This window comes from Occallatibacter sp. (genome assembly GCF_049510455.1).
In the GTDB taxonomy this organism is placed as follows: domain Bacteria; phylum Acidobacteriota; class Terriglobia; order Terriglobales; family Acidobacteriaceae; genus Telmatobacter.
In genome coordinates this window covers 1-23,917 of the sequence record NZ_JBEKYX010000067.1, presented here as the reverse complement: position 1 = coordinate 23,917, position 23,917 = coordinate 1, and the positions used below count along the sequence as shown (strand labels likewise).

Annotated in this window: 25 protein-coding genes; 10 read left to right on the top strand and 15 right to left on the bottom strand. The window is 59.9% G+C overall.

Translation table 11 applies throughout. The features are described from left to right. Window positions 1–170: 170 nt before the first annotated feature. Complete coding sequence (locus tag ABSG47_RS13580) at window positions 171–980, bottom strand: YqjF family protein (RefSeq protein WP_424170236.1); 810 nt, start codon at window positions 978–980, stop codon at window positions 171–173. A gap of 91 nt (window positions 981–1,071) precedes the next feature. Here ABSG47_RS13580 and ABSG47_RS13575 point away from each other — a divergent pair, with 91 nt between their 5' ends. Both ABSG47_RS13575 and ABSG47_RS13570 read left to right on the top strand, forming a co-directional pair. Further along, a complete protein-coding gene (locus tag ABSG47_RS13575; RefSeq protein ID WP_424170235.1) occupies window positions 1,072–2,601 on the top strand; it encodes an FAD-dependent thymidylate synthase in 1,530 nt (509 codons plus the stop codon). A gap of 104 nt (window positions 2,602–2,705) precedes the next feature. After that, window positions 2,706–3,122 carry an REP-associated tyrosine transposase gene (locus ABSG47_RS13570; RefSeq protein ID WP_424170234.1) on the top strand — a complete coding sequence of 139 codons (417 nt, stop codon included), beginning with the start codon at window positions 2,706–2,708 and terminating at the stop codon, window positions 3,120–3,122. Between the two features lie 142 nt (window positions 3,123–3,264). Here the strand turns inward: ABSG47_RS13570 and ABSG47_RS13565 are convergent, their stop codons facing one another. The 3 genes from ABSG47_RS13565 to ABSG47_RS13555 form a co-directional block, all read right to left on the bottom strand. After that, on the bottom strand, window positions 3,265–3,939 hold the full coding sequence (locus ABSG47_RS13565) for a PadR family transcriptional regulator (RefSeq protein ID WP_424170233.1): 675 nt from the start codon (window positions 3,937–3,939) through the stop codon (window positions 3,265–3,267). A 498-nt stretch (window positions 3,940–4,437) separates the two neighbouring features. Beyond that, window positions 4,438–5,160, bottom strand: coding sequence for a hypothetical protein (locus ABSG47_RS13560; RefSeq protein ID WP_424170232.1), 723 nt, complete (start codon window positions 5,158–5,160; stop codon window positions 4,438–4,440). A 294-nt stretch (window positions 5,161–5,454) separates the two neighbouring features. Beyond that, entirely contained in the window at window positions 5,455–6,813 is a 1,359-nt protein-coding gene (locus ABSG47_RS13555; protein WP_424170231.1) for an MFS transporter, read from the bottom strand. A 165-nt stretch (window positions 6,814–6,978) separates the two neighbouring features. Here ABSG47_RS13555 and ndk point away from each other — a divergent pair, with 165 nt between their 5' ends. From ndk to ABSG47_RS13530, 5 genes are all read left to right on the top strand, one after another. Continuing rightward, on the top strand, window positions 6,979–7,395 hold the full coding sequence (gene ndk / locus ABSG47_RS13550; protein WP_424170230.1) for a nucleoside-diphosphate kinase: 417 nt from the start codon (window positions 6,979–6,981) through the stop codon (window positions 7,393–7,395). A 63-nt stretch (window positions 7,396–7,458) separates the two neighbouring features. After that, a complete protein-coding gene (locus ABSG47_RS13545; protein WP_424170229.1) occupies window positions 7,459–8,256 on the top strand; it encodes a COG4705 family protein in 798 nt (265 codons plus the stop codon). A 126-nt stretch (window positions 8,257–8,382) separates the two neighbouring features. Beyond that, window positions 8,383–9,375 (top strand): phosphoserine phosphatase SerB, encoded by a 993-nt coding sequence (serB, locus tag ABSG47_RS13540; RefSeq protein WP_424170228.1) that lies wholly within the window; start codon window positions 8,383–8,385, stop codon window positions 9,373–9,375. A 64-nt stretch (window positions 9,376–9,439) separates the two neighbouring features. Further along, on the top strand, window positions 9,440–10,375 hold the full coding sequence (locus ABSG47_RS13535) for a pirin family protein (RefSeq protein ID WP_424170227.1): 936 nt from the start codon (window positions 9,440–9,442) through the stop codon (window positions 10,373–10,375). A gap of 100 nt (window positions 10,376–10,475) precedes the next feature. Next, window positions 10,476–11,024 (top strand): Uma2 family endonuclease, encoded by a 549-nt coding sequence (locus tag ABSG47_RS13530; protein WP_424170226.1) that lies wholly within the window; start codon window positions 10,476–10,478, stop codon window positions 11,022–11,024. 1 nt (window position 11,025) lies between these two features. On the opposite strand, the gene gluQRS is transcribed toward ABSG47_RS13530, so the two are convergent. The 5 genes from gluQRS to ABSG47_RS13505 form a co-directional block, all read right to left on the bottom strand. Continuing rightward, a complete protein-coding gene (gene gluQRS, locus ABSG47_RS13525; protein ID WP_424170225.1) occupies window positions 11,026–11,952 on the bottom strand; it encodes a tRNA glutamyl-Q(34) synthetase GluQRS in 927 nt (308 codons plus the stop codon). Between the two features lie 71 nt (window positions 11,953–12,023). Next, window positions 12,024–12,551 carry a hypothetical protein gene (locus tag ABSG47_RS13520; RefSeq protein ID WP_424170224.1) on the bottom strand — a complete coding sequence of 176 codons (528 nt, stop codon included), beginning with the start codon at window positions 12,549–12,551 and terminating at the stop codon, window positions 12,024–12,026. A gap of 42 nt (window positions 12,552–12,593) precedes the next feature. Next, window positions 12,594–13,160 (bottom strand): DUF4252 domain-containing protein, encoded by a 567-nt coding sequence (locus tag ABSG47_RS13515; RefSeq protein WP_424170223.1) that lies wholly within the window; start codon window positions 13,158–13,160, stop codon window positions 12,594–12,596. Between the two features lie 2 nt (window positions 13,161–13,162). Further along, window positions 13,163–13,486 carry a hypothetical protein gene (locus tag ABSG47_RS13510; protein ID WP_424170222.1) on the bottom strand — a complete coding sequence of 108 codons (324 nt, stop codon included), beginning with the start codon at window positions 13,484–13,486 and terminating at the stop codon, window positions 13,163–13,165. An 18-nt stretch (window positions 13,487–13,504) separates the two neighbouring features. After that, window positions 13,505–14,041, bottom strand: a complete 537-nt coding sequence (locus tag ABSG47_RS13505; protein ID WP_424170221.1) for an RNA polymerase sigma factor — start codon at window positions 14,039–14,041, stop codon at window positions 13,505–13,507. A gap of 178 nt (window positions 14,042–14,219) precedes the next feature. Between ABSG47_RS13505 and ABSG47_RS13500 the strand changes: the two genes are divergently transcribed. Genes ABSG47_RS13500 through ABSG47_RS13490 form a run of 3 tightly spaced genes read left to right on the top strand, consistent with a single transcriptional unit; the run spans window position 14,220 to window position 17,331 of the window. Continuing rightward, window positions 14,220–14,903, top strand: coding sequence for a TetR/AcrR family transcriptional regulator (locus ABSG47_RS13500; RefSeq protein ID WP_424170237.1), 684 nt, complete (start codon window positions 14,220–14,222; stop codon window positions 14,901–14,903). Between the two features lie 25 nt (window positions 14,904–14,928). Beyond that, window positions 14,929–15,942: a hypothetical protein gene (locus tag ABSG47_RS13495; RefSeq protein ID WP_424170220.1), complete on the top strand. Its 1,014-nt coding sequence runs from the start codon at window positions 14,929–14,931 to the stop codon at window positions 15,940–15,942. 3 nt (window positions 15,943–15,945) lie between these two features. Beyond that, a complete protein-coding gene (locus tag ABSG47_RS13490) occupies window positions 15,946–17,331 on the top strand; it encodes a methyltransferase family protein (protein ID WP_424170219.1) in 1,386 nt (461 codons plus the stop codon). Here ABSG47_RS13490 and ABSG47_RS13485 read toward each other — a convergent pair. From ABSG47_RS13485 to ABSG47_RS13460, 6 genes are all read right to left on the bottom strand, one after another. After that, a complete protein-coding gene (locus tag ABSG47_RS13485; protein WP_424170218.1) occupies window positions 17,294–18,160 on the bottom strand; it encodes a M23 family metallopeptidase in 867 nt (288 codons plus the stop codon). The two genes, ABSG47_RS13490 and ABSG47_RS13485, sit on opposite strands and share 38 nt — an antisense overlap. 20 nt (window positions 18,161–18,180) lie before the next feature. Continuing rightward, window positions 18,181–20,913: an ABC transporter permease gene (locus ABSG47_RS13480; RefSeq protein ID WP_424170217.1), complete on the bottom strand. Its 2,733-nt coding sequence runs from the start codon at window positions 20,911–20,913 to the stop codon at window positions 18,181–18,183. A 10-nt stretch (window positions 20,914–20,923) separates the two neighbouring features. Further along, window positions 20,924–22,075, bottom strand: coding sequence for an FtsX-like permease family protein (locus tag ABSG47_RS13475; protein ID WP_424170216.1), 1,152 nt, complete (start codon window positions 22,073–22,075; stop codon window positions 20,924–20,926). Next, window positions 21,963–23,033, bottom strand: coding sequence for an ABC transporter permease (locus ABSG47_RS13470; protein WP_424170215.1), 1,071 nt, complete (start codon window positions 23,031–23,033; stop codon window positions 21,963–21,965). The genes ABSG47_RS13475 and ABSG47_RS13470 overlap by 113 nt, the downstream gene beginning before the upstream one ends. Next, window positions 22,963–23,613, bottom strand: a complete 651-nt coding sequence (locus tag ABSG47_RS13465) for a permease prefix domain 1-containing protein (RefSeq protein WP_424170214.1) — start codon at window positions 23,611–23,613, stop codon at window positions 22,963–22,965. The genes ABSG47_RS13470 and ABSG47_RS13465 overlap by 71 nt, the downstream gene beginning before the upstream one ends. A 10-nt stretch (window positions 23,614–23,623) precedes the next feature. Then, the coding region (locus ABSG47_RS13460) for an FtsX-like permease family protein (RefSeq protein WP_424170213.1) at window positions 23,624–23,917 on the bottom strand (294 nt) is incomplete at its 5' end.

Below are 23,917 nucleotides of genomic sequence, written 5' to 3'. Positions count from 1 at the left end.
GGGAAGATGAGAGGCAAGCAATTTCCAGGCGTGGTCGCTCAGATCATGACGGTGATACGCGGCGGATGGCATCGTCTCCAATCATCTTCGCATAAACTCCAATCTCGTGACGACATTATCTACGCGGACTGTGGCGCTGTGCCGTTGTGGAAGCGGCAGAAGAATGCTGGCTAAGTAGATGGGACTGCGGCGGCTGGCATGCGATGTGCTCCGCGGGTGGGTTGCAGGCGCTCCAGCTGCCAGATGTAGAGAGCCATGCGTCGAGAGTAGTGCAGGACGGGCGGGCCTGAGGGCAGGTTTATTCCGAGGGATGCCGGCAGGTCGTTATGTTCGATCTCGGCCTCGGCGTCTTCAAGCGGCCAGGGCACGTGGTGGATGCTGGCGCGGGCCGGCTGGCCTTCGCGGTCGCGGGTGAAGAGGCAGTAGCGCTCGGTGAGGAAAAATTCAAGAGATCCGGGGCGCGTGTCCGCGAGCTTGTGGGAGGGCCCGAGACCGCGGTAGCGGGCCTTGAAGACGACAGGCTTGCCGGTGAATCGGCGGCGGCAGTAAAAGGCGAACTCGCGCTCGGAGCGCTGCTGGTGGCGCATCTCTGCCCAATGGCAGGGAAGGTTGTAAAGTACGCGCGCGGCGGCTGCGCCGAGAAGGTTATTGGCGTCAATGGAGAGGAAATAGACGCCGGGCATGCCGTTCTGCGGGTCGCGGACGTAGGTGCGGAGATTGATTTCAGGAAAATGGCGCGCGCCGGGGATGGAGGGCAGGCCGCGCAGGCGGATGCGGTCCATCCAGAAGGGGACGACGCCGAGCCAGGCGCTGCCCTGGAAGGTGTCGATCTGCATGCCGTCTGGAATGAGCGGGGCGAGTGCGGCGGGCGGCAGAGGCCAGTGAGCGAACAGGAGATCGTTAAGCCGCTGTGTCATGGCCCAGCGGCCCGATGGCAGGGGACGGGGCTTGTTCGAGGTGCGTATCTGAAATTGACGCATGGCCCGGTGCTCCACGGAACCAACGGGAGGTATTTGTTCTGCAAATCCCATGTTGATTCCTGTGAAGTATTCTGGTCCTGAGCCTACGTGTATGTCCAGTGAATCTTTGTTATCCGCGGGTGCGGTGAGCCAGGCCCGGAACCAGACCGACGTGTATGCCGTGCACGGGGCCGACCCGGAAGTGCTGGCGTATGCGATGGCGAAGTATTCGCGCTCGGCGCTCTCGATGAAAGAGTCGCTGAAGGAGATCAGCTCGCAGCGGGCTGAGCAGTTTCTGAATACTTTTTATTTTCAGTATGGACACAGGTCGATTGCGGACCTGGCGCATATTGCGTTTGCGATTGAGCGGCTGAGTTTACTGGCAGCGATTGTGCTGGTGGATGAGCAACGGTGGGATGGGCAGGAGCGGTCGACGCGTTATCAAAATTTCATGAAGTCAGGCTGGTATTTGCCTGATTTTGGTGAGGATTCGACTTCGCGGCAGCTTTATACGGAGACGGTTGAAGGGCTGTTTGGGGCTTATGAGCGGACTACCGCTGCGGTGCAGGATGCTTTGCGCGAGCGCGTGGCGCGGCCTGATGAGATGAAGCAGGATGCGTATGAACGAACGCTGAAGGCAAGGGCGTTTGATGTCGCGCGGTATCTGCTGCCGCTGGCGACGAATACATCTCTGGGGCAGATTGTGAATGCGCGGACGCTGGAGACGCAGGTCTCGCGGCTGCTTTCAAGTCCTTTGGCTGAGGTGCGGGAGCTGGGGCAGAAGCTGAAGGATGCGGCTGCGGGTGCGGCATGGAATCCGAACCCTGATGCAAGTGCCAGTGAGCGCGAAGTGCGCGTGGCGCCGACGCTGGTGAAGTATGCCGAGGCGAATGCTTACCAGATTGAGACGAAGAAGGAGCTGGCTCTCGCCGCGTCTGAGATTTTAGGTGCGTTGGCAATCGCAGATTCGCCGGTTGTCGATCTGGTGGAGCGGACGGAGACGCTGGAGGTGGAGCTTGCGGCTACGCTGCTTTACGCGGCGAGCCACTATCCGTACCGGCAGGTGCGCGATGTTGTTGTTGGCCTGCCGGAAGCACGGGTTTTGGAGATCATTGAGCTGGGGCTGAAGCATCGCGGGCGGCATGATGAGGTGCTGCGGGCGTTTCATTCTGGTGCGGCGCTGCGGTTCGACATACTGATGGATATTGGCGGCTTCCGCGATATGCATCGGCACCGGCGCGTGACGCAGATCATGCAGGATTTTACCGCGCGGCATGGATACGATGTTCCGGAGACGGGTGATGCGGCGGGGCTGGCTGAGGCCGGCATTGTGGGTGAGTACAGGGCTGCGGTGGAGGGCGCGTTTACTGCTAGCGGACGGATTGCGGCGGGCAAGGCTCCGGAGGCTGCGGAGTCGGCCAAGTATCTGCTGCCGCTGGCTACGCGGGTGCGGTGCTTGTTCAAGATGGACTTTGCAGAGGCGCAGTATATTTCCGAGCTGCGGTCGGGTCCGGCGGGACACTTCAGCTATCGCAAGGTGGCGTGGGAGATGTACGTGGCGCTTGAGCGGCAGCATCCGGCGCTGGCGAAGTATGTAAGGGTGACGGATTTTCGCGAGCCGATTGATTTGTTGAAGCGGTAGGGATGAAGGTAGGCCAGGGATTTATCCCTGGCAACTGGCGCAGTCACGCGATCCGGGCCTTCAGGCCCTGAGGTATGCTGTTTGCAAGTCCCGCGCAATTGTTCATGCCAACTTATGCCGTCACAACTGTGACATACCAACGTCGCGCTCTATTCGTGAGAACAGCGAACGCAGATCTGCTCCTCAATACGCTCTTTCATTACCGCGATGAAGGGCGCTATCTACTGCATGGGTTCGCGATTATGCCTGAGCACATTCACGTGCTGCTTACGCCATCAACCCAGCAGACTGTGGAGCGTTGCATGCAATGTATCAAGGGTGGTTTTTCTCATCGAGTGCGGGAGCAGTTTCGCGGAGAAGTCTGGCAGACGGGCTTTCATGAGCACCGCGTTCGTGACAGTGAAGATTTCGATAATCAATTGGCTTATATTGCGGCCAATCCGGAACGTAGAGGGATTGCCGATTACGCGTATGTCCACACAAATTTTCAAGACAAAATGAATTCATTGCCTGGCCTGTAGAGCGCAAAAGCATGCCTCAGGGGCTAAAGCCCCTTTTCGTTTGCAATGGTTGTTGCCGGGGCTAAAGCCCCGGCCTACCATCCCCGGCCTACCAGCCCCGCTACTCCGTTCCCGCGTGTTGCCGGGATTTCTGCGACGGGGGTTAGAGCTCGTCGATCTCTTTTGCTGCTTTGTGGACGATTTCGGAAAGCTTTTGAATCTGCTCCGGTGTGGCGTTGCCGCGGGCGAGGCGCGCCCAGATGGCTCCGCGCAGGTTCATGAAGGCTTTCATCATTTCTGGTGAGCGGCCGCGTTTGAACTCCTCGCCTGCTTCTTCGAGTCGCATGAAGAGCTCGCCGATCCGCTGCTTGTGGGCTTCGAGGAACTCGAGACCCTGTGAGGTGACGGAGTAGACCTTCTTGTTGCCTTCCGAGGTCGAGGCTGATATCAGGCCCTCTTCCTCGAGCATGGTGAGTGTGGGGTAAATCACTCCGGCGCTGGGCGAGTAGCCGCCTGCGAGGCGCTCTTCCATGGTCTTCATGAGCTGGTAGCCGTAGCTGGGCTCTTCCGAGAGCAGCTTGAGGATGACCAGTTTGATGTCGCCCGCGTCGAACAGGCGTTCGCGACCTCCGCGGCCAAAGCCGCGACGGCCGAAACGAGGGCCGTCAAAGCCGGGTCCACCGGGTCCGCGTCCGCCGAAGTCGTCGCCTCCAAAACCTGGGCCGAAGCCGGCACCGGGCCTGCGCCCGTGACGCTCTTCGCGTCCCTCCCTGCAATGTCCATGTCCTGCAAAATGCCAATGATGTGCTTTAAATGCTTGAAACAAATCCTCTTTCATCGAGATCTCCTTTCGATATAGCTAAAGATATATCTTTCAAATTCAAATGTCAATATGTTTTGAGATATATCTTTTGTGGGTTGGAGATTTTGGGCGGCGGAGCACTGGTGTTTACTACTTAATTAAATACGCAGGTTACTAAAAAATCAGACCCCCCTGAAAATAAAAAACTTTCCTCCTTTTGTTCGCTTAACTGCTTTGCTTTGTGTACAAGCTGAGATTCGAGTCCGGGAACGGGCCGTTTTGCCGCGGACAATCCACAGGTTCAAGGCTTGACAAAAATGGGGCTCCGGAGAGGTCTAAATGCAAAAAGAATGGCCCGAATCCATGGAAGAGTCGGGCCATTCTTTTCCGCTGATTCTAAGTGAAGCACATTCGAGGGTTATTTTGTGCAAATTATCTAAAGAGGGATTGGTTACGAAAGGGCAATGGACTTTCGTAATGTACGGGCCGGTTCAACAGGGAAAGCGGGTTCCTCATTTCGGGAGGCAAGGGAGTTTATTGCGCCTGAATCGTTGTGGCCTTGTCTTTCGAGAAGGTGACGGCGGTCTTCTTTCCGTTCACGTCATAGGTGACGGTGCGGTTGCCCTTGTCCTGGCTGTCTACGGTGATGTTCATGCCCAGGGCGAGGCTCATCTGCAGCTCGTTCATGCCTTGTTTGGGCTGGTGAGCAGCAATAGCATCCCAAATGTCCTTGGGCCAGTGGGAGTAGATGGTGTGCGGGTCGTCGTAGAAGAAGAGCAGGTCGTCGAAGTACTGCTCCTGCTGGCCTTGCATGGCTCCGACTGCGACGGCGTACTCGTTTGTATCGCCGGGGAGGGTGAAGACGAGCAGGGCCTGGTGATCGCCGTGCGGGACCTTGTTGGAGACGCTGGCCGGCGCGGCGGCTTTGATGGCCTTTTTCACATCGAGGCGCTGAGCGGGTAAGAGCAGGCCGATCTGTTTGGCGTAGTTCACGCGGCCGCCTGCAAAGGCGTAGTAGGGCATGGAATAGCCATCGCGCATCCAGACGGATTTGCCGGCGAGCTCGGCGACATCGTCAAAATGCGCGGGGAATTCCTGGCGGTCGATGGCGATCTCATCGGCGGTGAGGTGTTCTTCGGGAGCCTTGTTGGTGGCTGTGGCATCTTTGGCGCGATTGTGGAAGACGACGGCGAGATAGATGCCGCCAATGAGTAAGGTGATGACGATGGGGATGAGGATGGCCTTCAAGTTTTTCATAGACGCTCCGCGCGATTACAGAATTCAGATGATAGGTTACTGAAAAGTGGTTGGTTGGGGAAGCGGAGAACAGCATGCCTCCGAGGCTAAAGCCCCGCCGTTTTTGAGTCATTTTCGGCACGACTAAAGTTGTGCCCTGTTACGAAACAAGTCGAAGCCGATTTGTCAGACCCTGCGTAAAGTCCCTGCCGCTTTTGTGCGTTTTATTGCCGGGGATAAATCCCCGGCCTACCTCTTAAAGATCAAGCCTGTCCATGTCCCATGACTGCATTTGTCCGCACGACGGCCTAGAGTTCAGCGATTAGGCGTTCTGGTTCCGGCAGGAGCCTGGGCGCGGAGTTTTTCGGAGCTGAGCTCATCGACCTGCCGGAGGCTGGGAAAGAAAACGGACCACAGGCCGGCTACGCAGAGTGAACCGATGCCGCCGATGACGGTGGCGCGGACGGCTCCCCACCACTGGGCGGTAACGCCGCTCTCAAATTCTCCGAACTCGTTGGATGCGCCGAGGAAGAGCGAATTGACGGCGGAGACGCGGCCGCGCATCTCGGGTGGCGTGGCGAGCTGGAGAAGCGATCCGCGAACGATGACGGAGATCATGTCTGCCGCGCCGCTTATGGCTAACGCCACGAGCGAAAGCCAGAGCGAGTGCGAGAGACCGAAGATGACGGTGACGATGCCAAAGACGGCGACGGCGATGAAGAGCCGGTGGCCGGCGTGGCGCTTGAGCGGGAATCGCGCAAGGAGGAGCGAGGTGATCATGGCTCCGACAGCGGGCGCGGCGCGAAGCATGCCGAGGCCGCGCGGGCCGGTGTGCAGGACTTCTTCCGCGAAGATGGGCATGAGCGCAACGGCTCCGCCGAGCAGGACGACGAAGAGATCGAGAGAAAACGCGCCGAGCAGCAGGGGCATGCCGCGGACGTACTGGAAGCCGGCGAAGATGACCTTGAGAGAAGCGGCGCGATGCTCCATGCGGCCGGGGCGCACGTGGAGATTGGCGATGATAGCGATGAACCAGATCTGGGCCAGGAGCGTGAAGAGATAGACGATGCCCGCGCCGGCGAGGTCATGCGAGAGACCGGGATGGCGCGGCAGCAAATGTGCGAGAGGAAGCGTGAAGAGCAGTCCGCCGATAGCGGGTCCGGCGGTGTTGGCGAATTGGAAGATGGCGCCGCCCCAGGTGATGGCGTTTACGAGCTGCCCTTCCGGGACGAGATGCGGGATCAGCGCGGAGCTGGCCGGGCCGGAAAAGGCGCGCCCGCTGCCGATGGTGAAGAGCACCGCGTAGATGGGCCATACGGAGCGGACGCCACCGAGCGTTATGACAAGGAGAGCGACGGTGCAGAGCAGTTGCAGGCAATAGCAGATGAGGATGACGCGACGGCGGTCAAAGCGGTCTGCGACATGGCCCGCGGGTAAGAGAAACAGGAGCGCCGGAAAGAAGAGCGCGAGGCCGGTGTAGCCAAGATCGAGAGCGCGGTGCGTCATGGCATAGACATGCCACGCGACGGCGACCGATTGCGCCTCCGCGCCGAGGATGCCCGCAACGCGCGCCAACTGATACAGGCGGAAGTCGCGGGATGCGAAGGCTTCGAGACCGCGTGTCAGTTCACGTTTCGGGGTCCGGCTTGGGGGAAGCTGGGATTCGGAGGCCATCTGTTATCAGGTTAAGGGACGTATGACGAGGGACGAAGGACGAAAAAGCAGGGACCGAGGGGTCGAGGGACCAATACAGGAAGGGACCAGGGAAGAGGGACAAAACGATCTGGGGTGGGGCAAGTACAATGGAAACGGATTCTTACGAACGAGGAGTTTACAGCAGTGTCACAGCGCACCTTCAGCATCATCAAGCCGGACGCGGTCCGCAAGGGCTACACCGGCGGAATTCTGGCCGAGATTGAAAAGGCCGGATTCAAGATTGCGGCCATCAAGAAGCAGTCCATTTCAAAGGACCAGGCCAAGGGCTTTTATCACGTGCATAGCGCGCGCCCGTTCTTTGACGGGCTGACGACCTTCATGTCGTCGGGGCCGATTGTGCTGCTGGTGCTTGAGAAGGAGAACGCGATTGCGGATCTTCGCAAGCTGATGGGCGCGACGAACCCGGCGAACGCGGAAGAGGGCACGATCCGCAAGAAGTTTGCCAGCTCGATTGAAGAGAACGCGATCCACGGCTCGGATGCCGAGGATACGGCGGCCTTTGAGATTGGCTACTGGTTTGCGGGTTACGAGCTGATCTAAGTATTTCTTCATACCATTCCGTCTATTCTTGTACCGCGGCGTAAGCATATATAGGAGGGACGGATGTCTGCAGAGACGCCCAATACAGGTGCGGCTACCGAGTTCAGCAAGGTGGCCGCTGTCACCTTTACTTTCTGGATCATCAAAATTCTCTGCACCACGCTGGGTGAAGCCGGCGGCGATGCAGCCACGATGGGCGATGCCGCGCTGAAGTTCGGCGGAGTGGGCTACGCGTGGGGCACGGCGATCTTTGCCGTGCTTTTTCTTGTTCTGGTGACGGCGCAGATTCTGGCCAAAAAATTCTATCCGCTGCTTTACTGGGCGACGATTATTGCCACTACTACGGTGGGCACCACGCTTGCGGACCTTGCGGATCGCGATGAGGGGCTTGGCTACCTGTGGGGCTCGATACTGCTGATGGCGCTGCTGCTTGCTTCGCTGGGCATCTGGTACAAGGTGGCGGGGACGGTCTCCGTGGGATCGGTGAGCGGGCCGCGCGCGGAGTTCTTTTACTGGCTCACGATCATGTTTTCGCAGACGCTGGGCACGGCGCTGGGCGACTGGGCTTCGGACTCGATGGGGCTGGGCTATCTGGGCTCGGTGTACGTTTTTGGCGGAGCGCTGGTGCTGGTGGCGGTGCTCTATTTCGCCACAAAGATTTCGCGGACGGGGCTTTTCTGGGCGGCGTTTATTTTGACGCGGCCTCTGGGCGCGGTTTCGGGCGATCTCTTCGACAAGCCGGTGGCCAAGGGCGGCTTTGCCATCAGCCGCTTTGAGCTTTCAGGCGTGCTGCTGGCGCTGATTGTGATCTGCGTGCTGGTGTTTCCGCACCGGGCGGCGGCGCGAGAAGAGGCGCATTGAAAGAAGAGTCCCAACTGCCGCCACAATTGAAGAGCTTCAACAGCGGAAGTGGAGCGCCAACCGGCAGTAACAGACCAACCCGCTCACGGACCTCTCGTCCTGCACTCCCCGTATAGTGGAATCACCATGACGGACGCAACCCAGCCCAACGTGACCCACGCGCCATATCCATTTCTACTCACGATCCTCGGTCCCGTCATCACCGATGCGCATCAGGAAAGCATCCGCACCATGATTGCCGCACACGGTCTGCAGATCGCACGCGCCGATCAGCTGACCGCAAGCCTCGCGCCCACCAGCGAGCCATTCAATGCAGTTTTGTCGTGGTCTCTCACAGGTCAACCAAAACGAGAAAAAGAACTGCGCGCGGAACTCCTTGCCGCAGCCACCGATCTCTCCCTCGACATTGCTCTTCAGAGCGACACACCGCATCTGGCCGGTCGCGAAAACAGCCACCGCCTCTTCGTCTTCGACATGGATTCCACCCTGATTCAGGGCGAAGTCATTGACGAACTCGCCAGGCTTGCCGGCGTCGGCGAAGAGGTCGCCAAAATCACCGAATCCGCCATGCGCGGCGAGCTCAACTTCGACGAAAGCTTCACCCGCCGCGTAGGCCTGCTCAAAGGCCTGCCCGCCGAGCAGGCCCTTGCCCTGCGCGAGCGCATTCCACTCTCGCCCGGCGCGGAGCGGCTCTTCCGCACGCTTAAATCGCGCGGTTACTACACCGCCATCCTCTCCGGCGGCTTCACGTTCTTCGCAGAATCGCTGCAAGCCCGCCTCGGTATCGACGAATTCCACGCCAACGAGCTTGAAATTGTCGACGGCAAAGTCACTGGCCGCGTCATCCCGCCCATCATGAACGGCACGCGCAAAGCCGCCCTGCTTCAGCAGATAGCCGAGCGCGAAAAGATTCCCCTCGAAGAGGCCGTAGCCGTGGGCGATGGCGCAAACGACCTGCCCATGATGCAGCTTGCCGGCATGAGCATCGCCTACCGCGCAAAACCAATCGTGCGCGCCCAGGCCGACCACTCCATCGCTACGCTCGGCCTCGACGGTCTGCTCTACCTTATCGGCCTGCGCGATCAGGACTTGCATCCAGAGCCAGCGGGAATAAATTAGTCGTTGCAACGAATATCTTCCTCGTGCATCTATTCAATACAAGCGCAAAAGGAGGTCCGCCACCATGTCCCTGCGGCCCGTAAGAGAGATTCTTCAAACACAAACCACCATGGAAGGCGCTGGCGTCAAGCTTGAGCGCGCCTTCGGCTTCGGTAAAACCAAGGAATTCGATCCGTTCCTGCTCTTCGACGACTTCCGCAACGAGAACCCGCGCGACTATATTGCCGGTTTCCCCTGGCACCCGCATCGCGGCATTGAGACCATTACGTACGTCCTGGCCGGTGAGGTGGCCCACGGCGATAGCCTTGGCAACAAGGGCCGCATGATCTCAGGCGACGTGCAGTGGATGACCGCGGGCTCCGGCATTCTGCACCAGGAGATGCCCAAAGGCGACGAGCAGGGCCGCATGCACGGCTTCCAGCTCTGGGCTAACCTGCCCGCAAGCCTCAAGATGACCGATCCGCGCTACCAGGACATTCCTGCAAGCGCCATCCCTGAAGTCACCGAGGATGACGGCACACACGCTCGCATCATCTGCGGCAACTTCTGGGGCAAAACCGGTCCCGTCGAAGGCGTCTCTGCTGGAAAATCCGGGGCCGGGCAATTTGGCACAGACGCGCGCTACATCGACATCTCTGTTCCACCCGGCAAGCTGAAGCGCATCAAGGTGGAAGTCGAGCGCAACGCCTTCGCCTACGTCTTCGCCGGTTCGGGAACCTTCCGCGACGCCAGCGACCCTCGCGCCGTGCTCACCGAAGATGGCCGCGATCCCAACGCCACTCCGGTCTACGATGCGAAGAACCACTCGCTCGTGCTCTTTGATCGCGGCGACGAGATCGTTGTCCAGGCTGGCCCTGAGGGCATCCGCTTCCTGCTCATCTCAGGCAAGCCGCTTGAGGAGCCGGTCGCCTGGTACGGTCCCATCGTGATGAACACGCAGGCCGAGCTGCAGACCGCTATGCGCGAGATCCAGACCGGCAAATTCATCAAACACAAGTAAGTTGACAGCACTCAAAAGCCGGCTCCGAAAAGGGGCCGGCTTTTTTATCCGCCGCTATTCCGCATTGCGCCAAACGCCAGGTCAGGACGATACTATTCCCATGGCGACCCAGCCCGTGCATGAGCGGTTTGTCCCGGTGGAGGAGTATCTCTCCACTGTCTATGAGCCCGACTGCGAGTATGACAATGGCATCGTTGTGGAGCGCAACTTGGGAGAGTTCGAGCACGCATATCTGCAGACCTTGCTTGCAGCACTGTTCACCAACAATATGGATGTGTGGGGCGTCTTCGGCATCGTCGAACAGCGCGTCCAGATCAACGCGCGCAGATTTCTTGTGCCGGATGTTTGCGTGCTTCGTGTGGGTGATCCTACGCCAAGCATCCTGACTCAGCCTCCGCTTCTTGCCATAGAGCTCCTTTCACCGGAAGACACACTGCGCCGCGCAGGAAAAAAAGCTGAGGAATACCTTGCATTCGGCGTGCAGTATGTTTGGGTAATCGATCCCAACGCTCGGGTAGCTTATCGCGGCACGGAAAACGGGCTGGAGCGCATCCCCAACGGAGAACTCGCCGTACCTGGTGCCGCCATTGTGGTTCGCATCGCTGAGCTGTTTGAGAAGCTCGATCACATCCGTGGCAAACGCGCCTGATTTATCTCTCCATCGGCACATCCGCCGCCAGCACCTTCAGCGGCGTCAATCCACGCTGCCGCAACGCGCGAATACTCAGCGCGTCATGCCGCTTGGCCAGCCGCTGGCCGTTATGGTCCACCACAAGCCGGCAGTGATACCACTTCGGCGGCCTCAGCCCCAGCGCGCGGTACAGCAGGATCTGCCTCGCCGTCGATTTCAGCAGATCCGCTCCGCGCACAACCTCGGTAATCCGCATCGCCGCGTCGTCCGCAACGCACGCCAGTTGGTAGCTCGGGAACCCGTCGCGCCGCCACACCAGAAAATCGCCAAAGTCCACTCCAGCAACAAACCGCTGCGGCCCCAGATTTGCGTCCTCAAACTCAATCGCCTCGCCATCCGGCACGCGAAATCGCCAGTTCATGCTTTCAGGGTTCTTTATCTTCTCAGCCGCAGGTTGTACCCGGCATGTTCCTGGGTAGACCGGCTCATCATCCTGCTCCGCGCCCTCATGCGGCGCACCCGCGGCATGCTCCAGGTCCTTACGCGAACATTTGCACGGATATAAAAATCCTCCCCGCATCAGCTTGTGCCACGCAGCCAGATACACCGCGCCGCGCTTGCTCTGCAGATACGGACCATGCGGGCCTCCGTCTTTGTTTTTCTTGTCGGCCTTGTCTCGATCCGAACGGCCCAGGCCCGCACCCGGACCCTCCTGCCAGCGAATCCCCAGCCAGCGCAGGTCCTCGTACGCGGCCTCGGCATACGAGGATCTGCTGCGCGCCGTGTCCAGGTCTTCCATCCGCATTACCAGCGTTCCGCCGGCCTGCCGCGCGCGCATGTACGCCGTATAAAACGTCCGCGCATGCCCCAGATGCAAATACCCCGTCGGCGAAGGCGCAAGCCGTCCTCGATACTCCGATATTTCTATTGCGCTTGAACCAGCCATGCTGGCCCGATTTTAGCAACCCGTTCAACATGGAAAGCGCCACCAGACACTCGCTCGATCCGCGCTATCTGCTAGTTCTTATCCTTATCGTGGTCCGAATCATCCTGGCCGGCATTATCGCTTTCATGGTGATGCGTGTAGTGCTTGATATCGTCGTCCACATGCTGCGGATCGACCGACACCTCCACAACATCCATCTCGTTGCCGTCTTTATCCACAACAAACAACCCCATCCGCGCGCCTTCCGGCCGCATAAAAATCAGCGACTGCTCGTGTCCGGCCTTGGAAGTCTCCCGCACCACGCGCTCCCAGCCATCTCCCAGCTTCTGCTCCACCATGCGGTCCAGCTCCTGGCCGTCCACATTTGCGCTGAAGTTCTCAAACTCGGCCACATGCAGATTCGCCGCCGCGCCATGACTCGCCTTGCGTGCCATAAAGCTGATCAGGCCCATGAACGGAATCCGCGTCGCCCGCACGTGATACTGCGACTCAATCGCATCCACCACGCCGTTAAATCCTCTGCCGCCTCCACTGGCTAACACCGCTACAGGTACCGTCAGCGCCATCGCGCACGCCGGAATCCACAGATACATTCTCATAACCGCTCCCTTTTCATCCGTCCGGTTTTAACTGAGTGATTCCTACTTGCCTTGGCTCGCCTTCACGCCCTTGCTCACCACATCCAGCGACCCCAGACCATGAATCCCATGCAGCTTGCCCAGGTCTTCCATGCGGATCGGCCCAAGGATCAGCACAATCGTCAGCTCCTTCGGCTCCGCAGTCAAAACAAAAATTCCACGAGGCTCGCCATTCACCATCTTCATCATTACGTCAGAGGTCTCGTGCGTCTTCGTCTCGCGCTCATGCACCATCGGCGTCCACTCGCCGGTCGCATAGTGCGCGCGCAGCTTCTCCACAATTTCCGGCGTCACTTCGCCCTCTTTTTCAAAGGTGTAGTCGCGCACATAGATGCCTTCCAGCCCCTCAATCAGCTTCCGCGTCTGCGCGTCGTCTTTGTCGTCCTTATCCATGAATTGCGCGGCAAAGCTCAGCATCTGCTTGCTCAGCGTCACCTCCGTCACGTCAGACGCACGCGCGGCCAGGTCCTTCTCGATAACCGACGCCTCCGGAAACTTCTCCTGCGCCCGAGCCATACCCGTCATCGCCGCCCAGGCCAAGACCAACACCGCCGCAACTCGCATCTTCATTCTTAGTCCTCTTTCCCGTCGTTTGCCTGCAACCGCTTCTGCACCTTATCCAGCGCCTTCGCCGTAATCCCCAGCGCCGTCATCACCTGCTGCCTTGCCTCTTCGCCTCTGCGCCGTTCTTCCACTCGCTGCCACTGCCAGCCCGCTCCGCCAGCCAGAACCGCGGCAATCGTCACACTCGCCGCCAGCCGCATCCACATCACATGTCGGCCATTCTGCTCCGCCGATGCGCGCCGCGCCCGCTCGGCCATAATCCGCCCCTTCAGTCCTGGCGGGGCAGGCCTGCGCGTAAGCGACTCACTCAGTTCCTTCTCAAAGTCGTCCATGTCGTTGCTCCCCGGTCTTTATATACCGCGGACAAACTCCTTCAAATGGCTCTCAGCCTTGGCTCGCAGCAGCTTCAATCCCCGCTGCAAGTGGCTCTTCACCGTGGCCAGAGGCGCATCCAGCGCCGCCGCAATCTCCTCCGGCGTCAATTCCTCCTGGTACCTCAGCAGAATCGCCGCCCTCTGCGCCTCTGGAAGCGTCGTCAGCAACGCTTCCAGTCTCGCTCCCAACCTCGAACCCAATCCCGAACCGGCTCCAGCACTTTCCGCCGGCAGCCCATGCCGTTCCTCAATCTCCACCCACAGATCCATCCCGCGCACGCGCCGCCGCCGTAATGCATCTGTAGCTCTACTCATCGTCACCCGCCGCAGCCAGAAAAGCGCATGCTCCGGGCTCTCAATGCTCCGCAAATTCTTGTCCAGAGCCAGAAATGCATCCTGCGCAATCTCTTCCGCCAGCCCGCGGTCGCCGGTCATGCGAAGCGCCAGCGAGAAAACCATCGACTGGTGCTCTTCCACGAGTTGTTCAAAATCCGGCTGCCACGCATTGGCCATCTGTCCGCTTCTACTCTCTTATCCGCACGGAACCGCGCTCAGGGATGCAGAAAGTACGCATAGGAGAGAAAAAAGTTCGCCAGGCCGGAAATGCGTCGAAAACGATGTCCTCGATTGTTGATTTGACCACGTTCAAATTTTTCTTGACTCATCGCTTCGAATGGTTCACAATTTGACCATGGTCAAAAACGAGCCATCCACCACTAAGGGCGAACAGACCCGCGAAGCCATCTATCAGGCTGCGCTAGACCTCTTCCGCGAAAACGGCTTCGATGCCGCCACCATGCAACAGATCGCCGATCGCGCCCAGGTCGCTAAAAGCGCTGCTTATTACTATTTCGCAAGTAAGGAAGCCATCATCCAGGCCTACTATGAAGCTGTTCAGTCTGCACAGGAGCAACTTTGCGCAGACGCATTCAGCCACTCCCAAAAGCTGAAAAAGCGCCTCCACACCGCGCTGCACTCCAAGTTCGACCTCGCGCAGAACGACCGCAAGCTTCTCGGCATCATCTTCCGCTACACCGGCGAACCAGCGCATCCGCTCTCCTGCCTCGGCCCTGCAAACCGCGAGATGCGCCGCCGAGCCATGCTCATCTTCCGCGATGCTCTCTCCGTCGAGCGCCTCCCGCGCGATCTCGAAGAGCTTCTACCTCTTGCCCTGTGGGCACTCCAGATGGGTTTGCTCGTCCTTTTCTTCTACGATGAAACGCCCAATCAGCAGCGCACCCGCCGCCTCGCCGACGGCGCCATCGACTTCACCGTTAAAATGCTCTCACTCGCCAAACTCCCTGTTCTGAAACCCATCCGCGCCAAAGTCCTTGATCTGCTCCGCGAAGCCGACCTGCTTCCAGAACTTTCTTAGTTGCTCCGCCGAAAGGAGAAACTCCATGACTGACGATCTCCATCCCAATCCCGACGAGGCTTCTGCGCCCGATTCCGAATCGCGTATCGAGTCCTTCGGCCCCGTCGAGTCCACTCCCCCGCTCAGCCGCAAAGGCAGCACTCGAGCCGTCGGCATCGCCTTTCTGGTCACCGCGCTCATCATCGGCGGTTTCATCTACCGCGCCATCCGAGTGCAAGGCCTGATGCACACGTCGCTTCTTTTCATCGGCATTCCGCTCGTGCTGGCTTTGCTGCTAGCGCTTGCACCCTGGCCCAAATCCGCCACAGGCGGCATCCTCCGCGGCATGGCCCTCGCGCTGCTGATCGTCGCGCCCCTCGTCGGCGAAGGCTACCTCTGCATCCTCTTCGCCTCACCGCTTTTCTTCGGCGTAGGCCTGCTCATCGGCGGCCTCATCGACCTCAGTCGCAAGCGCAAAAATCGCAGCGTGGCCCTCAGTTGTATCGTCCTGCTTCTTCCCTTCACGCTGGAAGGCGTCTCTCCGCAACTCAGCTTCAATCGCACACAGTTCGCCACAGCCACGCGCATCGTAAACGCCCCCGCCACGCAGGTAGAAGCAGCACTTGCACAAAGCCCCGCAATCTCCACCACACTCCCACGCTTCCTCCGCATCGGCTTCCCGCGCCCGATTCAAGCGAGTGGTTCCGGCCTGAATGTCGGAAATCTCCGCGTCATCCACTTCACAGGCGCAGAGGGCGACCCTCCCGGCGATCTCACCATGCGCGTCATTCAGTCCGATCTGCAAACCAGTTCAGGCCACGTCCGTTTCGAAACCATCAGCGATTCAAGCAAGCTCACGCAGTGGCTTCGCTGGCGCAGTTCCGATGTTTCATGGCACGCCATCGACGCCACACACACCGCCGTCACCTGGCGCATCGGCTTTGACCGCCAGCTTGATCCGTATTGGTACTTCGCTCCTTGGGAGCAGCTCGCTGTCTATCAGGCCGCTGGCTACCTCATCACCGCCAACGCCACGCCCAACCCGGCAACCGAGAGGTAACGTATGCAGCCTCAGCTTCTGGGACCCTCTGTCATTGGTATGAGTGTGCTCTACTTCCCGCTCGCCGCGGCGGTCTTCGCTGCCCTTGTTCAACAGCGCATGCACAAACGCACCAAACGTATCTTTCCCGCCGTGCTCCTCGGCGTACTGTGGGCGCTGGCCTCGCTCGTTGTTCTTCAGCGCATCAATCTAACCGCAAATTGGTGGACCTTCCAGAGCACCGGCCCTGCGCTCGCGGGAATGCCGCTCGAACCCTGGTTCGGTTGGGTCATTCTCTGGGGAGCGCTGCCGATTCTCGCCTTCCCGGCACTCGACATTCCCGAAGTCCTTCTGGTCTTTACCCTGCTCGATCTCTGGGTGATGTTGTTTCTCGGGCCGCTGCTTCTGCAACTGAAGCTGGCCTGGCCGCTTTGGCTCATCGGAGAAGCCGTCTCCCTCGCCCTCGTCCTCACTCCCGCTTACTGCCTCGCCCGCTGGACCCTCGATAACACGCACCTCAAGCTCCGCGCCACCTTACAGGTCGCGCTCTCCGGCCTGCTCTTTCTCTTCCTGTTCCCGGAAATCGTCTTCGCTCTTCGCCCTATCCATGGCGCAACTTCCATCTGGCAGCCGCTTCTCGCTCTCTCACACCCGCTCCTCATCGCCGCGCTCCAAATCATCGCCATCGCCTCACTCCCCGGCGTAAGCGCCGTGCAGGAGTTCGCACAGCGCGGCTCAGGCACACCTATTCCCTACGATCCGCCCCAACGCCTTGTCACCAGCGGCATCTATCGTTACTGCGCCAATCCCATGCAGCTCTCCTGCGCAGTCGCGCTATTTCTGTGGGCGCTCACACTCCGCAATCCCTGGCTCGCCGCTGCCGCCGTTGTCACCACCATTTACTCCGCAGGCATCGCCCACTGGGACGAACAACGCGATCTTGCAGCCCGCTACGGACTCGCCTGGCGCACGTATCGCGACGCCGTTTCCAATTGGCGCCTGCGCTGGCGTCCGTATCACGCAACGCCAACGGCAAGGCTCTACATCTCCGCCACATGCGGTCAATGCAGTGTCCTGCGCCAGTGGATAGAGGCTCAACATCCTCTCGGCCTGGAGTTCATCGACGCCGAAACCCTTCCGCAGGGTTCCATTCGCCGCCTGCGTTACGATCCCGCCGACGGCACGCAGCCAGAAGAAGGCCTTCTCGCCTTCGCCCGTGCTCTTGAGCACATCCATCTCTTCTGGGCCTGGTGCGGCATGATCCTTCGCCTGCCCATACTCCATCAGATCATTCAAGTGGCATTGGATATCGGCGGCTTTGGCCCGCGCACCATCCCCAGCACTTGCTCGCTGACTTCGCCCATCTCGGAATCTACGGAATCTCGCTCAGATCCATCTTCAGCAGCTTGATCGGGTCCAGATACGCGTTCTGCCAGCGCACCGCCCAGTGCAGATGCGGGCCGGTCACGCGCCCCGTCGCGCCGCTCAGCCCCAGCGGGTCGCCGCTCTTCACGCGCTGCCCTTCTTTCACGTCAATGCGGCTGAAGTGCATGTACAGCGTGTACAGCCCCAGCCCGTGGTCAATCACCACGCAGTTGCCTTCAAAGTAGAGCGGCCGCGCAATCACCACCACGCCGCTGTTGCCCGCATGCACCGGCGTCCCGACGCCTGCGCGAAAATCCGCGCCCTTGTGTACGCTCGCCAGCTTCCCATTAAACATCCTCCGCGTGCCAAAGCTATCCGTCGCCTCTGCCGTCACCGGCGCATGGAAGTCGCCCTGCCATAGCGGCCTCTCAGCGCTGGTAGAAAACACCTTCTCCTTGAACTCGCTCTCCGCCTTGATCCGCGCCTGCGCCTCCGCGGGAGGCTCCACAAACTTCGGCGCAACCGTCAGCGTCCCCGTGCGGTAGTGCGCTTGCAGAATTGGCACGCTCCGGCTCAGGTCCTCGCTGCCGTTTGCGGTTCTCACGATAACGTGCAGCGTCGAAGGCCCAATCGGCGCTTCCACATCCACACCGGCGAGAGCAAACCAATCGCCATCTTTCGCAAAGAACGCAATCTTTCGCCCCAGCCATTCACCATCGATGCTGCGCGCGCCCGGCACATGCACGCGAATCAACTCCGGCGCACCCGCATAGACAATCGCAGGCGTCAGCGTAACCTTTGCAGGCTGGGCCGCGGCGAAGTTTGGCGTAAAAGCTAAAACAGCACTCAGGAAAACCAGCGCGGGGATTCGCATTGCCTCCAGAATAACGCCGCTTACTCCGCCCGCAGCGCCTTCATCGGGTCCACGCTCGCCGCGCGAATCGCAGGAGTCAGCGAAGCCGCACTGGCTATCAACGAAAGCGCAGCAACGGAGCCCACAAGCACCCACGGATCGCGCACCGAAGTGTTGTAGAGAAATGAAGCCAGCACACGCGAAGCAAACAGCGCAATCGCCAGCCCCAGCGCCGATCCGCACACAGCCACCCATGCATTTTCGCGGAAGATCATCGTTACTACACGCAGCCGCTGCGCGCCCAGCGCAATGCGAATCCCAATCTCGCTCGTCCGCCGCGCCGTCGCATACGCCAGCGTTCCGTAGAGGCCAATCCCCGTCACCAGCAGCGCGCTCACAGCGAAGAAAACCGCCAGCGTCGCCATCATCCGCTCCGCGCCAATCGAGGCATCAATCGTGCTGTCCATCGTCGTCATCACCGGCGCGGGAATATCCGGTGCCATCCGCGCAACTAGCGCATGCACAGCCGCTGCCAGCGGCGCAGTCGGGCCCGCCGAACGAATCACGGTCGTATAAGACGGCTTGTGCTCCTCGCTTTGCGTAATTGCAACGTAGCCCTCCGCGGGCGGATCTTCCTGGATCGAGCGATAGCGCGTGTCGCCGACAACCGCGATCACTTCATAGGTAGCGCCTGCATAGGTACTACCCTTCCATCCCGTCACTGTCTGTCCCACCGCGCTGCCATTTGGAAAGAAAATCTTCGCCGCCGATTGGCTCAGGACGATCTTCAGTCCGGAAGCCTTCGTCTCATTCCACTGAAAATCGCGCCCGGCCAGAATGGGAATGTGCATGGTCAAAAAGTAATCGGGCGAGACTGCGTTCATGTAGACGTCTCGGTCCCCGCTACTCGATGGAGTGTGAAGATCGCTGTCCCACGTTTCGCCGCTCATGGGTGGTATCGAGGCAAAGCTCACGCTCGCGACTCCCGGCTGCCGCTTCAGCACATCGCCGAATTGCTGGTACCAGCGCACAAGCGTATCGCCGTCGAGCGATTGTTTATCCATTTCAAAGTTCACGTTGACGATACCCTTCGGCTCAAAGCCCAGCCCAGTTGTATAAAGCCGCGTCAGGCTGGTAGCCAGCAGTCCCGCGCCAATCACCAGCATCAGCGCAAGCGCAACCTCCAGCCCCATTAGCACACGCGGCAGCAGTCGCGTGCTCTCCCGCGCCGTCGTTGCGTTCGAGCCGGATTTGATCTGTTCATTCAGGTTCTTCGACGTGGCGCGCAGCGCAGGAATCAGCCCAATCAGCGCAGTCGTCACAATCGCGATCAACGCAACAAAAAACAACACACGCACATCAAGCGTCGTGTCCAGCACAAGCGGCATGCCGGGATAACTGGGAAGAATCATCCTTGCCAGCAGCCCGCTCACAAATGGAGCGGCGCTCACGCCCGCCGCAGTTCCCAGCAGCGCAATCAGCAGGCTCTCCACCATCAGCTGCTGCACAAGCCGCCCGCGCGTTGCCCCCATTGCAAGCCGCGTTGCCAGTTCGCGCTCACGCGCAGCGGCGCGCGCCATTAGAAGGCTGGCAAGGTTCAGGCAGGCGAGCAGCAACATTGCTCCGCAAAGGCAGAATACCGCTACCAGCGGCTTCACAAACATCTCGCGCAGATACGTATAACCCTTCGCACCAGGCTCGGCAACAAAATGCAGATGGTGCTTGCGCGCATCCGTCGTCCAATCGCCGGCAGTCTTATCTGCAGCCACCTCATCTACAATCCTGCCGGAAACAGCGCTCAGTGCGACATTTGTCTGCTCCAGCGAAACACTAGGCTTGCGCCGCGCGATCACAGTGAGCCACCACGAGTGCATTCCGCCGGCAATGAAGTCCGATGGCGCGTCAATGACCGGCTCAGCCCACATCGGCGCATAAATCTGCGGTCGCGCTGTAGGAGCAGCGCCAATAAAACTCTTGGGCATTACGCCCACCACGGTAAACGGCGCATTTGCAATCACCAGCTTGCGCCCAAGCACGTCCGGCGCGCCGCTGAACCACGTGCGCCAAAAATTCTCGCTGATCACCACCGCATATCCACCCGGTCCGCCTCCCGGCTGATCATCCTGCGGGGTCAGATACCGGCCCATTAACGGCTGCGTCTCCATCACGCTGAAGTATTGCCCACTGACTATGGATCCCGGAACATTCGCACTCCCGGATGCACCGCGCACCTGGAACCGCCACATCCCCGTATCCGCAGCGACGGAATCAAACACGTCGTGCCGCTTCTCCAGCGCACGCGCCAGCGGCGCACCGGAGTTATAGTTCGGACCATATTTTCCATCGTCATCGCTGTCCGCGCGCAGCACCACCAGCTCATCCGCATGCGGCACAGGCAGCGGCCGCAATAGCAGCGCGTTGATCAGTGAAAAGACAGCCGTATTTGCGCCCAGCCCAAGCGTCAGCGTAAGAATCGCCGTCAGCGTAAATCCCGGCGACTTCCGCAACTGCCGCAAAGCAAAACGCACATCGCGCACAATCTGTTCTACCCACGGCAACCCACGCTGCATACGATACCTCTCCCGCACCTGCGTCACGCCACCAAATTCACGCAGAGCAGCCGTGCGTGCCTCGCCTTCCGTCATCCCCCGCCGCAGGTTCTCCGCAATCGCAAGGTCCACATGTGCACCCAACTCCTCATCCAGCCGTGCATCCAGCTCCTTGCGCCGAAATACCGACACTACGCGACTCGCCAAAACGCGCAACCACTCCATGAACTCTCTCCTATTCCGCCCGCAGAGCCTGCATTGGGTCAACCTCAAGTGCACGCCGCAACGGCAAAAGCGACGCGGCCAGTGCGACAACCAGCAGTGCCGCAAGACTCAACCCAATCGCCCAGGGATCCACCGCGCTGGTTTCATACAGCAAGCTGCGAATCCAATGCGTTGCGCCCGCCGAGAGCAGAAGCCCGAAGAAAATGCCGCCCACTACGGGAATCAGAGCATCGGCCATCACCAGCCGAGCCAAGCCTGCGCGTCCCGCTCCAAGCGCAATGCGAATGCCGAACTCCGAAGTGCGCAGCGCCACGGAGTAAGCCAGCACGCCATAAATGCCAAGCGCCGCCAGCAGCAGAGCTGCAATCCCAAATCCCGAAAGCAGAATTGTCTGGAACCGTTCGGTCTCGATCGACTCGGAAACCTGCGCATCCAGCGAGACCAGCGTGGGAATCGTTACGTCAGGATCAATGCTCCAGATGATTCGTCGAATCTCCGGCGCAAGCGTCTGCACCGGCTCTGTGGAGCGCACCATGAAAACGGCCGTGAACGGTGGAAAATCCCAGTAAGGCAGATAATAGACCGCGACGTCGCGCTTCAGGTCATTGATGCGCGCATCCGCCGCGATGCCGACCACGGTGTAAGTGCGCCCCCAGTGAAGAACGGTGCGTCCAATCGGATTCTCTCCGGGAAAAGCAGCTTCAGCGGCCTTCTGCGAAAGAATCACAGCGCGCGGATTTCTCTGCTCGCGCTGGTCGAACTCGCGCCCGGCCAGAATCGGAATGCCCATCACGGCAAAGTAACCGGGACCAATAAGGCGGCGATTTGCCGTCGGTATCAATTCATCCGGCACAGGATGGTCAGGCCGCACGATTCCATCGATGTTCATATCTCCCGTGAGCGGAAGAACGCTGGTGACAGATGCCTCATCAACACCCGGCAGCGCGCGTAGTTTGTCCAGCGTGCGGTCCATCATCGCATCCCGCTGCAAACTGGCCGGGTCCGCACCGGGATTCGTGTCCGGAAACTTGCCTCCGCCATAACGAAGTTCACCCAGGTCTGCTTTTGCCAACGTCACCTGGGTGGAGCTGAAGTTGCGATCCTGCGCAAGCACACGCGTAAAGCTGCGTGTGATAAGCGCAGTCACGATCAGCAAGGCCACGCTGGCCGCCACCTGGAGAGCGACCAGAACTCCACGCGACCGCGCCACGCGTCTTCCGCCTGCTACTCGTGCAGAAGCCGATGGAAGTAGGAAGTACGCTCTGCGGCGTAACGCGTAGCACCCGCAAAGCAGGCAGAATGCCAAAGCCCAGAGAGGTAATCAGCGAAACGCCTATGGCAAAAGCCAGCATCGGAACGCTCAGATGGACTTCGTTCATGCGCGGCAGAACCGCGGCTACACGCGTGACCACGCGAACGGCGGCATACGCAAAAGCTGTTGCGCCTATTCCTCCGGCAAGCCCCACAATCACGTTCTCAACAAGAATGCCTTGTATCAGCCGCATTCGGCCTGCGCCCAGCGATGCGCGCAAAGCGGTTTCACTGTCTCGCGCAGCGCTTCGGGCAAGCTGCAGATTGGCCAGATTCACGCACGCCATCAGCAGAACGCTGAAGACCGCGCCAAACAACAGCCAAAGCGGCTTGCTCGCCTGCCCCGTAACCTCTTGCGCCAGCGGCATCACCACCACGCCAAGATGAGCGGTAACCTTCTCCGCCGCCGCAGCGGACTTCTCAATGCCGTCCAACTCCGTCTGCGCCTGTTTCGCAGTTACGCCAGGTTGCAGCCGGGCCAGCACCAGGAAGTTGTACTCGCCGGTATTGGTGGTCAGCTCGGAAGGCGTGGGCACGAGCGGCTTAAAGATTTCATAACGATCTGTCGAACCATGGGTTGCTTCACCAGGCAGGATCGACATTACGGGAAAACGGAAAGAGCGCGGCAACACGCCAACCACGGTGCGCGGCTCACCGTCTATGCGCAGCTTGCCGCCCAGGGCATTCGTGTCGCCATGAAAGAGCCGCTGCCACGCGCTCCAGGTGAGTATGACCTCCTTATCGCGGCCGGTTTGCGCTTCCTCCGCAAGAAAGGCCCAGCACAGAGAAAAAGTTCGGCGAAATGGCAAGACCTTCCGCCATACGAGGATGGTCCGTCCCCGTTGAAACATTGAAGCCGGAGGTCTGAAAAATCGCGGCATCCTGAATCGTATGCGCGCGTGTTTTCAGGTTCAGGTAATGGCGGTAATTGTCCGGCAACAGCGGCATTATGTTTTCCAGTTCGCGAACTGTTTCTCGCCACACGATAATCTGCCCCGAGTCGCGAAAAGCATAAGGCCGCAGCAGAACCGCATCCACCACGCTGAAGACTGCAGTGACGGAACCAGCCCCAAGCGTCAGCGTAAAAATCGCCGTTACCGTAAATCCCGGCGACTTCCGCAGCCGCCGCAGCGCATAGCGAAAATCCTGCATACCAACCTCCACCCAGGGCAGTCCCCGCTGCACGCGATACTTCTCCCTTGTCTGCGTCACTCCACCAAATTCACGCAATGCTGCCGTGCGCGCCTCATCCGCCGCCATCCCGCGCCGCAGATGCTCCGCAATCGCAAGCTCCACATGCGCGTTCAACTCCTCATCCAGGCGAGCATCCAGCTTCTCGCGCCGAAATAGCGACACAAAACGGCTCAACAGAATACGAACCCATTCCAAAGCAAATCTCCTATTCCATTCGCAACGCACGCATCGGGTCCACACTCGCCGCGCGCCGCGCCGGCACAATCGCCGCAACAGCCGCCGCAGCCAGTAACAGCAAAATGCTTCCACCAATCGCCATCGGGTCCATCACCGGAGTTTGGTACAACATGCTCCGCACCCAGCGCATAGCCGCCAGCGCAATCACCAGCCCCGCGCCCGCGCCCAGCAGCACCGGATACGCCGCCTGCCGCAGCACCAACCCCACCAGCGTGCCCTTGTCGGAGCCCAATGCAATGCGAATCCCGAACTCCTGCTGCCG